General features: G+C 63.9%; 9 protein-coding genes. 2 read left to right on the top strand and 7 right to left on the bottom strand.

Annotation, left to right across the window (positions count from 1 at the left end):
- The first annotated feature begins 32 nt into the window (after positions 1-32).
- Both parC and KFO72_RS09975 read left to right on the top strand, forming a co-directional pair.
- Entirely contained in the window at positions 33-2354 is a 2322-nt protein-coding gene (parC, locus tag KFO72_RS09980; protein ID WP_054929973.1) for a DNA topoisomerase IV subunit A, read from the top strand.
- Between the two features lie 190 nt (positions 2355-2544).
- Positions 2545-3003 carry a CopD family protein gene (locus tag KFO72_RS09975; protein WP_054929974.1) on the top strand — a complete coding sequence of 153 codons (459 nt, stop codon included), beginning with the start codon at positions 2545-2547 and terminating at the stop codon, positions 3001-3003.
- 204 nt (positions 3004-3207) lie between these two features.
- Here KFO72_RS09975 and KFO72_RS09970 read toward each other — a convergent pair whose 3' ends face one another.
- From KFO72_RS09970 to KFO72_RS09940, 7 genes are all read right to left on the bottom strand, one after another.
- A complete protein-coding gene (locus KFO72_RS09970; RefSeq protein WP_374727067.1) occupies positions 3208-4443 on the bottom strand; it encodes a chromate transporter in 1236 nt (411 codons plus the stop codon).
- A 186-nt stretch (positions 4444-4629) separates the two neighbouring features.
- Positions 4630-6996 carry an EAL domain-containing protein gene (locus tag KFO72_RS09965; protein ID WP_054929976.1) on the bottom strand — a complete coding sequence of 789 codons (2367 nt, stop codon included), beginning with the start codon at positions 6994-6996 and terminating at the stop codon, positions 4630-4632.
- A 528-nt stretch (positions 6997-7524) separates the two neighbouring features.
- Positions 7525-8415: a PhzF family phenazine biosynthesis protein gene (locus KFO72_RS09960; RefSeq protein ID WP_060600124.1), complete on the bottom strand. Its 891-nt coding sequence runs from the start codon at positions 8413-8415 to the stop codon at positions 7525-7527.
- Positions 8416-8637: 222 nt separating this feature from the next.
- The gene (locus KFO72_RS09955; RefSeq protein WP_054929978.1) at positions 8638-9102 is read right to left on the bottom strand and encodes a RidA family protein; all 465 of its coding nucleotides are present in this window, start codon (positions 9100-9102) and stop codon (positions 8638-8640) included.
- A 121-nt stretch (positions 9103-9223) separates the two neighbouring features.
- Positions 9224-10420, bottom strand: a complete 1197-nt coding sequence (locus KFO72_RS09950; RefSeq protein WP_054929979.1) for a PLP-dependent aminotransferase family protein — start codon at positions 10418-10420, stop codon at positions 9224-9226.
- 64 nt (positions 10421-10484) lie between these two features.
- The gene (locus KFO72_RS09945) at positions 10485-11390 is read right to left on the bottom strand and encodes a DMT family transporter (protein WP_054929980.1); all 906 of its coding nucleotides are present in this window, start codon (positions 11388-11390) and stop codon (positions 10485-10487) included.
- A gap of 25 nt (positions 11391-11415) precedes the next feature.
- Complete coding sequence (locus tag KFO72_RS09940; RefSeq protein ID WP_224100832.1) at positions 11416-12096, bottom strand: VOC family protein; 681 nt, start codon at positions 12094-12096, stop codon at positions 11416-11418.
- Between the last annotated feature and the right edge of the window lie 201 nt (positions 12097-12297).

Here is a 12297-nt window from a genome sequence, read left to right as displayed (position 1 = left end):
CGCGCGCCGCCGAACAAGGACACGGAATCTAGATGGACGACAACACTCCCGATCTTTTCACCGAGCCGGCCGCGCCCGAAGGCGATGTGCTGACGCTGGGCGATTACGCTGAAAGCGCGTACCTCGAATACGCGGTGAGCGTGGTGAAGGGCCGCGCGCTGCCCGACGTCTGCGACGGCCAGAAGCCCGTGCAGCGCCGCATCCTGTACGCGATGAACGAGATGGGTCTCGCCGACAACGCGAAGCCGGTGAAGTCCGCGCGCGTGGTCGGCGACGTGCTCGGTAAGTATCACCCGCACGGCGATCAGTCGGCGTACGACGCGCTCGTGCGCCTCGCGCAAAACTTCTCGATGCGCTATCCGCTGATCGACGGGCAGGGCAACTTCGGCTCGCGCGATGGCGACGGCGCGGCGGCGATGCGCTACACGGAAGCGCGCCTGACGCCGATCGCGAAACTGTTGCTCGACGAAATCGGTCAGGGCACCGTCGATTTCATGCCGAATTACGACGGCTCGTTCGAAGAGCCGAAGCTGCTGCCCGCGCGTCTGCCGTTCGTGCTGCTGAACGGCGCGTCGGGCATCGCGGTAGGCCTGGCGACGGAAATCCCGTCGCACAACCTGCGCGAAGTCGCGGCGGCCGCCGTCGCGATGATCCGCCATCCGCACATCACGCACGCCGAGTTGATGCAGCATGTGCCCGGTCCGGATTTCCCGGGCGGCGGCCAGATCATTTCGAGCGAAACGGAAATCTCGCAGGCGTATGAAACGGGCCGTGGCAGTCTCAAGGTCCGCGCGCGCTGGAAGATCGAAGATCTCGCACGCGGGCAGTGGCAGCTCGTCATTACCGAGTTGCCGCCGAATACCTCCGGCCAGAAGGTGCTCGAAGAGATCGAAGAACAGACGAATCCTAAGATCAAGCTTGGCAAGAAGTCGCTGACCCCGGAACAGTTGCAGACGAAACAGACGCTTCTCGGTTTGCTCGACGCCGTGCGCGACGAGTCGGGCAAGGATGCGCCCGTGCGTCTCGTATTCGAGCCGAAGTCGCGCACCATCGATCAAGCCGAGTTCGTCACCACGTTGCTTGCGCATACGAGCCTCGAGTCGAATGCGACGTTGAACCTGGTGATGGTCGGCGCGGACGGCCGTCCGCGTCAGAAGGGACTTGGCGAGATCCTGCGCGAATGGGTCGGCTTCCGTTTCGCGACCGTCACGCGCCGCACGCGGCATCGTCTCGGCAAGGTCAACGACCGGATTCACATCCTCGAAGGCCGGATGATCGTCTTTTTGAATATCGACGAAGTCATCCGCATCATTCGCGAATCTGAAGAACCCAAGGCGGCGCTCATCGAAGCGTTCGGCCTGTCCGATCGTCAGGCGGAAGACATTCTTGAAATCCGGCTGCGTCAGTTGGCGCGCCTGGAAAAGATCAAGATCGAGAAGGAATTGTCCGAACTGCGAGACGAGAAGGCCAAGCTCGAAGAACTGCTCGGCAGCGAATCGGCGATGAAGCGCCTGATCATCAAGGAAATCGAAGCCGACGCGAAGCAATATGGCGACGATCGCCGCACGCTGATCCAGCAGGAAAAGCGCGCAACGTTCGAAGCGCGCGTCGTCGACGAACCGGTGACGGTGGTCGTGTCGCAAAAGGGCTGGGTGCGCGCGTTGAAGGGCCACGGGCTCGATCCCGCCGGCTTCACCTTCAAGGCGGGCGACGGTCTCTACGCCGCTTTCCAGTGCCGCACACCCGACACGCTGATCGCGTGGGGCAGCAACGGCCGCGTGTATTCCGTCGCGGTCGGCCAGTTGCCGGGGGGACGCGGCGACGGCGTTCCCGTCACGTCGCTGATCGAACTGGAATCGGGCACGCATCTGATGCATTACTATGCGGCGTCGGCGGAACAGGCGCTGTTGCTGGCGTCGTCGAATGGTTTCGGCTTCATCGCGAAGGTCGGCGATATGGTGAGCCGCGTGAAGGCGGGCAAGGCCTTCATGACGATCGACGAGGGCGCGACGCCGCTCGCGCCGATGCCGATGCTGCCCGACGCGACGCAAGTGGCGTGTCTGTCGGGCGGCGGGCGTCTGCTGGTGTTCGGCCTCGACGAGATGAAGACGCTTTCGGGCGGCGGACGTGGCGTGATCCTGATGGCGCTCGATCCGAACGAAGCGCTGACGCAGGCGCTCGCGATCAACAACGCGGGCGTCGTGCTGGAAGGCATGTACCGCAACAAGCCAGCGGAAGAACAATTGTCGGGCGCCGCGCTTGCTCCGAATGTTGGCAAGCGTGCTCGCAAGGGCCGCGCGCCGGATACGAAGCTGAAAGAAGTGACGTCGCTGCGCCCGGTGTTGGGCGCATAGAGCAGGCGATGCAGGCAATCGCCGTGAGCGGGGTGTCTCACGGCGCGACACGAAAAACAACGAAGAAAATAGCGCAGCGAATGAACTGCGCATCATGTCACGAGTCGAACGCGGTCATTGGCGCATGTCAATGCCGCGTGTTTCGACAGGACATAACGGCAGCGCGCTACATCGGCAAAGGAAAACAAATATGAACAAGGCGATCGAACTCGCGCTCTTTTTGCATCTGCTGGGTGTCGCCGTGTGGATCGGCGGTATGGTATTCGCGCATTTCTGCCTGCGTCCTGCACTTGAGGATCTCTCGCCGCAATTGCGGTTGCCGCTGTGGGAATCGGTGTTTGGCCGGTTCTTCAACTGGGTCGGCGTGTCAGTGCTCGTCATTCTGCTGACGGGCGGTTTCCTGCTGATGCAGTTTGGCGGCGGCCACGCCACATGGCAACTTCACGCGATGGCCGGGATCGGCATTGTGATGATGCTGATTTTCGGACATATCCGCTTCGCAGTGTTTCCCCGCATCCGTCGCGCGGTGCAGGCGCAGAAATGGCCCGATGGTGCGCGTGCCGTCGCGACCGTGCGGCGTCTGGTCGTCGTCAATCTGGTCCTGGGTGTCGTGACCATCGGCGTAGCAGCATTGTCGCGCGGGTTCTGAAGGCGGCGACGCGTCGGCAGCCCCGCATGAGCGCCGCTTTCGCGGCGCTTTTTGTTTGGTGCGCGGCAGATGGGCGCGGCCACTTACCGGCATCTCGAATCATAAAACTGCCAATGCGGTTTCTGAAAATATCAGTACGGTATCCAAATTAACGTCACGTATTGTTCCAGTGCGACGCGTCACAGTCGGGGAAAGCAGACGGCGTTACCTCATGTGCCCGACGAACAGCCACACGCCGCATGCGACAGCGACCGTCCCATACACCGCATACACGGGCAGCTTCAGCTTTGCGAAACACACGCCCGAGAACACCGCCGTCACGAGATACGCCGGCTCGAACGGCACGTTGCGCACGATCCGCAGCACCGCGACGGCCAGAAACGCAGTCGTTACCGCGCGCAGCACGCGCATGCCGTGCTCGAAACGCGGGTTCGTCTTCAATTGATGCAGGTGGCGTTGAGCGAGCACGACAAGGCAGCCCGACGGCACGAACAGCGCGATCGTCGCGATCAGCGCGCCGCGCCATCCTTCGACCAGATAGCCGAAGAACGGCACCACGTTCAGAAGCGGTCCCGGCGACAAGGGCGATAGCGAAAACGCCAGCGTGAAGTCGTTGTCTGTCACCCCGACAATGGGCGTGACGAATAGCGTCTTCAACACGGGCAACGCCGAGAAGCCGCCGCCGAACAGCGTCAATCCCGCACCTGCGAGACGCGGCCACAACAGCGCAAGTTCATAGCGATGCGGAAGCGGCACCGCGAAAATCAGCAGCAGCACGCACAGGCCGATCAGCAGGCGCCAGTCACCCGCGCTGAGCGTGGTCGAGAGGCGCGCGCCGCGCGCGTCGCTGCGCACCCAGCCCGACATGAACGCCGCGCCAAGAATGCCGATATAGGCGGCGGGCGTGTGCGCGCCGACCAGCGCGATGCTGCCGAGCACGGCCGCCGTCCATTCGAGACGCCCGCGTACGAGCGCGCGGGTTTGCTTGTACCAGGTGACACCGATCAGCGTCGCGAGCACGACGCTGAAATGATTGAGCAGCGTCTGCGAGGCGACTTCGCGCACGATCGGCGTGCGGTAGAAGATCGCGAAAGCCGTCATCAGCATGAAGAAGGGCAGGACGCTAGCGACGCCCGCCACCCACGCGCCCGCGCGACCGCGCAGCACATGGCCGAGTTGCACCGCGACGTTGCAGCCGACGGGCCCCGGCACCATCCACGCGAGCGCGACGATGTCGGAGAACGCGAGACGCGTGAGACGCTCCTCGCGCTCAACGTAGTGGTTCTCCAGTTGCGCCATCAGCGCGAGTCCGCCCCACGACAGCGCGGACAATCCAAACACGACGCGAAAGAGCGTCCAGAGCGGCTCGCGCTCGTGGCATCGCGTGACTTCGTCTCCCGTCGACGCATCGAGCGCCGTCATGTGCTGAGCTGGACGCATGTGAACACCTGTTGGGCTGGTTTCTTATCTCGCACGCGCCCACGATGGCCGCGGCAGCGCACGCTGAGGTCATGCGAGGTCGGGCGCGTTCGCCCGATATGTGTCGATACCGCTTCTCGGCTGCCGGCGCAGTGTCTCGTGGCCGTCCTTGCAGCAGCAAAGCCGCGCCCAAGCGAACCGCTCCCCTCAGGCCGATTCGTTGCTCGTGCTGGTGCTGGCGGCGTCGCTGTTGTCGACGTCGCGTGCGTGCGCATGAAGCGCGGTGCCGCAGACGCCGAAACGTTCGAGCAGCGCGGGAATGGCATCGGCGGGCACGGGCCGCGAGAACAGAAAACCCTGCGCTTCGATGTGCCCCAACGCCGCGAGCCACGCAATCTGTTCTTCCGTTTCCGTGCCTTCGACCACCACCGTCAATCCCAGCGAGCGCGCGAGATTGACGATGGCCGTCACCATCACGCACACGCTGCGGTCGCCGGGAATGGCCTGCACGAAAGAGCGGTCGACCTTCAGCGTGTCGACCGAGAAGCGGTTCAGATACGACAGCGACGAATAGCCCGTGCCGAAGTCGTCGAGCGCGATGCGCACGCCGAGCCGCTTCAACGCGAAGATTTTTTCGGAGACGAGATCGGGATACTCCATCATCGCCGTCTCGGTGATTTCGAGTTCGAGACGCCGCGCGGCGATACCCGTTTCCTCGATGGCCTGCGAGATCGTCTCGAACAGATCGCCGCGCCAGAACTGTACGGCCGAAATGTTCACAGCGAGTGACAGCGTGTCGTAACCCTGTTGCTGCCATTGCGCGAGTTGCCGGCACGCGGTGCGGATCACGAAATCGCCGATGGGCACGATCAGACCCGTCGATTCCGCCACGGGGATGAACTCGTTCGCCGGAATCAGGCCGTGCTGCGGATGATTCCAGCGCACGAGCGCCTCGAAGCCCGTGATGCAGCGGCGCGCGAGATCGATCTTCGGCTGATAGGCGAGGAACAGTTGCTGGTCGGCGAGGGCGACGCGTAACTGCTGTTCCCACTTCATCAGATGGTCCGCGCGATGCGACAGATGCGGCGAGTAGAACTGATAGCAGTTCTTGCCCGCGTCCTTCGCGCTGTACATCGCGAGGTCGGCTTTCTTCAGCAGGTCGATTTCGCTTTCGTTCGCAACCGAGTAGAGCGCGATGCCGATGCTCGCGTGCAAGACGAACGAACTGCCGCGCACTTCGAACGGTTTCGCGAACACGTCGGCGATTGCTTCCGCGAGCGTCACCGAGCGCTTTTCGACATCTTCGCCCTTGATCACGACGACAAACTCGTCGCCGCCGATACGCGACAACGCGCCCGCGTCGGCAACGGCATCCGCGAGACGCGCGGCCGTCATCTGCAGCACGATGTCGCCGGCGTTGTGGCCGAGCGTATCGTTGACGGTCTTGAAGTTGTCGAGGTCGATGAAGAGAATCGCGAGATGCCCGAGGTTGGCGGGCTGCGTTACGTCGTGACGCAGGCTCTGCAACGTCGAATAGCGGTTGCGCAGACCCGTCAGCAGATCGAACTCGACGAGATGCGTCATCTCGCGCTCGCGCCCGAGCAGCTTGCCGATCAGCCCCGTGGCGACGGCGAAGAAGCCGAGCATCGCGAGCGAGATAAAACTCGCCATCAGCAGATAGACGTTGCGTGTGTGGTTGTAGTCGGCGAACTCTTCGGCTTGCGACAGGCCGACCAGCACGCCGAGCGGGTAGCCGTCGATATGCCGGTAGGACACGATGCGCGTGACGTTGTCGATCGAATCGACGTAGGTGCCCGACACATGCTCCGAGGTCGGATAGACGCCCGTCGCCGTGAACACCCCTTGCGCATGGTCGGCGTTGCCTGTGCGGCGCGCGAGCACGGCGCCACTGTCGGAGATCACGGCGATCACGCCTTCGCGTCCGATCGCTGCGTTGTTGTAGAAGTCGCTGGTGAAATAGCTCGGGTCTTCCGACACCACCACGACGCCCGCGAACGAACCATCGGGGTGATTCAGGCGGCGCGTCATCTGCAAGGTCCAATGGCCCGAGACGCGGCCGAGCACGGGCTTGCTGATGAACAGCTGGTCATCGTTCTCGTGCTCGTGCACCTTGAAGTGTTCGCGGTCCGACAGGTCGATCGGTTTTGGATTGGGGTCGGCCGTGTTCGCGATGAGCTTGCCGTGCTCGTCGATCAGCGAAACCTGCACGAGCGTTTCGCTTTGCACGACGCCTTTTTCGACCGTGCTGCCGAGATCGAAATGCCCCGGCGTTTTTTCGAATTCGAATTTGACGAAGCGCGTGATCTGATCGACCTGGTGAATCGCCTTCACCGTGTGCTGTTCGAGTGCCGCCGACAGAATCGCGGCCGAGGCCATCGCTTCGCGATACGTCGTTTCCTTCTCAACCGACAGCCGCGCGAAGATAACCGTCCACAGCAGCACGAGCACCAGCACGCCGAGCGCGGGAATCGCGAGCAGCGCGCGTCGGCGTGTTCCCGCCGGATCGAGGCGGTGCCTGACGTCGCGGGCGGAAGCGTGGCGGAACTGATTCATCGGCTGGACCGTGACCCTGTGCCTTGCGGCTGTACTTGTGTTGCGGTGTTTGCGTTCAGGTTGACTGCGCGAATGTTAAAGCAACCGGCTGCTTTGACAATTGACACGCCGCAGTGGCGGCGTGGGTGCAGGGGCGCGGTGGCGAGCCAGACCACCCATCGGTCATCGGTTACGATTTGATATTACTGAATGGGCAATAATTAAGGAAGGGCTGGCGCATCGGGTATACGCTGTCCCTGGCGGGCATACGGGCAACGTTCGCGCGGTCGCGTGCGTAGCCCGAACAGGCGCATCAGGCGGGCGTTTGAAAGATTTTGTCGAAACCGCGGAAAGGATGGTCGAATGCCGCAATGATAGTTCGACAGCCATCATGCCAATGCGGCCATTCATGCAGTGTGCATGAATGGCCGCATTGGCGTTGGATTGGGGCATGTTATCGGTGCGCATCTGGTGGATTTTTAGAACATGCAGGTGACGCGCAAATGTCAATTCAGTCGCCGCCCATTCCCGTTCATTGCGTGTGCAGATTCACGGCAAACGGAATGTGCCGTCGATGATCGTCACCGATGCGCCGCCTATCCACGTCTTGCCCGCTGCGTCGTCATAGCGCACGTGAACATCGCCGGCGCGGCCGATCGCGGTGCCTTGACGCACCGTGTACTGATTGCCGGGCCGCGTGTTCTGCGCGGTGAGCAGTCCCGCGACGGCGGCGTTTGCGCTGCCCGTGACAGGGTCTTCCCCTACGCCGAGGTTGCCGCCCAATAGCAGGCAGCGCAGCTCGAAGGTCGCCGGGCCATCTGCTTCATGGGGACCGTAAGCCGCGAGGCCGGACGCGCCCGCCGTTTGCGCAACACGCCGCAGCGCTGCCGCATCGGGGTCGAGCGCGAGACATGCGCTCGCCGATTTCATACGGACCACGAGCCATTTCGGACCATTGTCGACACCGCACGGTTGCGCCGTGTAATCGATTGCATCGCTGCGCAACGCGTCGGCGAGGGCGGCGTACTCGCTTTGCGCGAGCGGCGTCACGCGCGCCGGCGGTGCAGCGAATGCCCACACGTTGCGCGCGCTATCGTCTTCCGTCAGTTCGATCAGGCCCGCCGCGCATTGCTGGACGAGGCGGCCCGGCTGCTTCGGCTGGTTGCCCGCTTCGCGCCACGCGTGCGCGCTGCCGAGCGTCGGGTGACCGGCGAACGGCAACTCGCCTCCCGTCGTGAAGATACGCACCCGGTAATCGGCCGACGGGTCGGTCGGCTTTAACAGGAACGTCGTCTCCGACAGATTCGTCCAGCGCGCAATGGCCTGCATCTGTTCGGTGTCGAGTGTGTCCGCATCGAAAACCACCGCGAGCGGATTGCCTTTGAACGGCACGGACGTGAATACGTCCACCTGTTTGAAACGGACGGTGTGCTCTTGCATCGTGTGTCTCTTTTCGGTGTATGACCTGGGGTTTGTGCGCAGTGCGATGTTCGCGTGTCGTGTTGTGACGGCACAACGTCGATGCGAATGCGAAGTCGAACGTCGATAAAAAACGCCGCCGATGACGCTTTCACATCATCGACGGCGCGTTAGCGTCGGGGCGGGTTCGCGGCGACAAAGGCGTTCGCAACGACGAACGCCTCACGCGTGGTTCCGCGCCGCTTATTGGACCTCGGCGATCAGTTCGATCTCGACGCATGCGCCAAGCGGAATCTGCGCGACGCCGAATGCCGAACGCGCGTGCTTGCCGCGCTCGCCGAACACGTCGGCGATCAGCTCCGACGCGCCATTCGTGACGATGTGCTGCTCGGTGAAATCGAGCGTCGAGTTGACGAGGCTCATCACCTTGACGATGCGCGTCACGCGGTTCAGGTCGCCGACATGCGCGTGCAAGGTGGCGAGCAGATCGATCGCGACCGAACGTGCGGCCGTCTTGCCTTCTTCTGTGCTGACGTTGTCGCCGAGCTTGCCGGCCCACACCTTGCCGTCCTTCTTCGCGATGTGACCCGACAGGTACACCGTGTTGCCGCTTTGCGCGCTCATCACATACGCGGCAGCGGGCGCGCCCGCGACGGGCAGTTCGATGCCCAGTTCCTTCAGCTTGTCATACACATTCGATTGAGCCATGACGGGTCCTCGTCGATGAATGGAAAGAGTCGTGAAGCGTGCGCGCGACCGATGGCGATTCGCTGCTGGCCGCGCGCTCGCGCCGGGAGAGGCGCGCGATGGCGCATCTTACCGTGGGTGTTCAGACACGCGCGCGGATGAGTTCGGCGAGACGCGCGACGCCTTCGTCGATTTTCGCGGGCGGCACGGTCACGAACGACAGACGCAGCGTGTTGTGCTGTGCTTCGTTCGCGAAGAACGGACCGCCCGGCACGAACGCGACGTTCTGCGCGACGGCTTCTTCGAGCAGCTTCATCGAATCGATGTGCTTCGGCAGCGTCACCCAGATGAACATGCCGCCTTCCGGCCGGTTCCACGTCACGCCTTCAGGCATGTAGCGTTCGAGCGAGCCGAGCATCGCTTCGCACTGGTCGCGATAGAGCGCGCGAATCTTCGGCACGTGGGTATCGAGGAAGCCGTCTTTCACGACTTCATGCACGATGCGCTGCGTGAAGCTCGGCGTGTGGAGATCGGTGGCCTGCTTGGCCTGCACGAGCTTGAAGTGCAGTTCCTCGGGCGCAATGATGTAGCCGATGCGCAGACCCGGCGCCAGCACCTTCGAGAACGAGCCCAGGTGGACGATGTGATCGGGCGCCATCGACAGCATGGTCGGCAGCGGCTCGCCGCGGTAATCGAGCGCACCGTAGGGATCGTCTTCGATGACGGGGAAGGGCGCCGACTTCGCGAATTCGGCCAGCGCGCGGCGGCGCTCGATGGGCAGGCGGCGGCCCGTCGGATTCTGGAAGTTCGGTTGCGCGTACAGCAGGCGCGCGCCCCTGGTCAGCTCGGGCGTGAGGCTTTCGGGGATCAGGCCGTTATCGTCCGTCGGCACCTGAACGTAGTGCGGCTCGTACATCGAGAACGATTGCAGCGCGCCGAGATAGGTCGGCGTTTCGACCAGCACCGGGCTTTCCGGGCAGACCAGCACCTTGCCGAGCAGATCGAGCGCCTGTTGCGAGCCCGTCGTGATCAGCACCTGCGAAGGACGGATCTGCGCGCCGTTCACCGAATAGCGTTGCGCAACCCATTCGCGCAGCGGCAGATAGCCTTCCGTCGCGCTGTACTGGAGCGCGGCGGCGGGCGAATCGCGCAGGATGCGGTCGGAGGCCGCGCGCATTTCTTCGGCCGGGAACGTGGCCGGCGACGGCAGACCGCCCGCGAACGAAATGACCTCGGGCCGCTCGGTGACCTTCAGGATTTCGCGAATCGCCGAGCTGGTCAGCTTGCGAGCGCGTTCGGACAATTGCCAGGTCGGGGCATTGAGGTCGCTTTGATTCATGGTCTCCTCGTCGGTGTAGCGGGAACAGGTGGTCGGTCAAAAGAAGGATTATCGCGCGAACTCGTCAGGCCGCGCGAACCGGCCGCACGGCCGTATGCACGGCGGCCTTGCGGCCCAGCATCACGGTGGCGATCACGGCCGCCGCGAAAATCCACGTGATGGGCGCGACGTTCTCGCCGAAAAAGAGCGCGGAGAACGCCATCGTGAAGAAGATCTGCAGCAGTTGCACCTGGCCGACGCGCGCCGTCCCGCCCATGGCGAGCCCCGCGTACCACGCGAAAAAGCCGATGAACTGCGAGAACACCGTGACATAGCCGAACGCGAGCCATGTTTGCAGCGCGACGGGGCCGGGATGCGTGACGTGCTGTTCCCAGCCGAGCCACGCGACGGGAATCAGCAGGAACGGCGCGGACACGACGAGCGCCCAGCAGATCACCTGCCAGCCGCCGATCTGCCGCGCGAGGCGCGCGCCTTCCGCGTAGCCGAGCGCGCCGATACCGACGGCGACCAGCATCAGCAGGTCGCCCGCCTGCAACGCGCCGCCGCCCGCCTGCAAGGCGAACGCGATGACGATTGCGCTGCCCGCGACGGCGCTCGCCCAGAACGCCTTCGACGGACGCTCGTGCGACAGCCACGCCGCGTAGATGGCGACGCACAACGGCTGCAGGCCATTGACCACTGCGCCGTGCGAAGCGGGCACACTCTTCATCGCCCACGCGGAAAACACCGGAAACGCGACGATCACGCCCAGCGACACGACAGCCAGGCTTTTCAGTTGCGGCCACGTCGGCAGCTTTTCGCGGCGGACGGCGAGCAGCACGGCGGCGGGAACGGCGGCGGCGAGCGCGCGCCCCAGGCCGTTCAGCAGCGGGCTGAATTCGGCGACGACGATGCGGGTCATCGGCAGCGTCAGACTGAAAATCACCACGCCGATCAGGCCGAGCAACATGCCTTGGGTTTCGCGCTTCATTGCTTCTGTCTCTCTATGTTTGGGGTTATTCGAGCGTACGCAGTCCGCTCGGGGTTTCGATTTCAGCCGCCAACGCGGGCGCGCCGTCCGTGCTTTCCAGCACGATCAAAGGGGTAGCGCCGAGCCATTGCAGCTGCTGCGCGACGATGTCCGCCTGCCGATGCCAGCCTTTCAGCGCCTTCAACGCGAGGCCCGTTTCCGGCAGCAGGTCCGACGGATGGCGCGGCGTGTCCCACTGGATCAGCGACGGCACGACACCGTCGCCCACGCCTTGCCAGCACGGGAATGCGCCGTCGTCGGCGACCGTCAGGCTCCAGGTGAAATCGCCGCGCGTCATCGGCACGACGGTCGAAATGCGCTCCGGATACTGCTGTTGCCACAGCGCCAGATTCTTCGGCCGATCGACGCGCGCGACCCAGTGCGACAGATACGGACCCTTCGCGAGGCGAGCCTGCACGGCGGGATCGTCGAGCGCGAAGAGCCGGGGACGGGCGTCCGCGGATGGCGCCGCGTCGGGATCGATCGCGATCACTTCCAGATACGCGCCGCCCCACAGGTTGAGCAAGCGGTTGTGCGTACGCATCGACGGATGCGCGCCGCCGCCCGACGGCGCGATGCCGAGCGTGTCGGCGACGTATTGCGTGCCTTCGTCGAGGGTGCGGGCGGAAACAACGAGGTGATCGATGCGTAGCGTGTGTGCGGTCATGGCTGCAAGTGGACGGTCGTTCTGCTGAAGGCCGCAGCGGCAGGCAACTGTCTGTCGCGTGCCGGCGGCCAGGCTAATCCGAAAGGATACCGTTTGGCTTGCGGCCGGACCATGCGCAGTGCGGCACGGCCGGTACAGCGGGCTTTGCGCTGCGTCGGATGGAGCGCGCAAATGAGGCAAGAACGGGTCGAAAACGGGAAA

The organism is Paraburkholderia sp. XV (assembly GCF_020177535.1).
Lineage (GTDB): Bacteria > Pseudomonadota > Gammaproteobacteria > Burkholderiales > Burkholderiaceae > Paraburkholderia > Paraburkholderia caribensis.
The sequence above is the reverse complement of the archived record's forward strand: the minus strand, read 5'-3'. Positions and strand labels throughout refer to the sequence as shown.

Coding starts and splice junctions, on each gene's coding strand:
- parC (WP_054929973.1), top strand. CDS start 33: ATGGACGACAACACTCCCGATCTTTTCACCGAGCCGGCCGCGCCCGAA.
- KFO72_RS09975 (WP_054929974.1), top strand. CDS start 2,545: ATGAACAAGGCGATCGAACTCGCGCTCTTTTTGCATCTGCTGGGTGTC.
- KFO72_RS09970 (WP_374727067.1), bottom strand. CDS start 4,443: ATGCGTCCAGCTCAGCACATGACGGCGCTCGATGCGTCGACGGGAGAC.
- KFO72_RS09965 (WP_054929976.1), bottom strand. CDS start 6,996: ATGAATCAGTTCCGCCACGCTTCCGCCCGCGACGTCAGGCACCGCCTC.
- KFO72_RS09960 (WP_060600124.1), bottom strand. CDS start 8,415: ATGCAAGAGCACACCGTCCGTTTCAAACAGGTGGACGTATTCACGTCC.
- KFO72_RS09955 (WP_054929978.1), bottom strand. CDS start 9,102: ATGGCTCAATCGAATGTGTATGACAAGCTGAAGGAACTGGGCATCGAA.
- KFO72_RS09950 (WP_054929979.1), bottom strand. CDS start 10,420: ATGAATCAAAGCGACCTCAATGCCCCGACCTGGCAATTGTCCGAACGC.
- KFO72_RS09945 (WP_054929980.1), bottom strand. CDS start 11,390: ATGAAGCGCGAAACCCAAGGCATGTTGCTCGGCCTGATCGGCGTGGTG.
- KFO72_RS09940 (WP_224100832.1), bottom strand. CDS start 12,096: ATGACCGCACACACGCTACGCATCGATCACCTCGTTGTTTCCGCCCGC.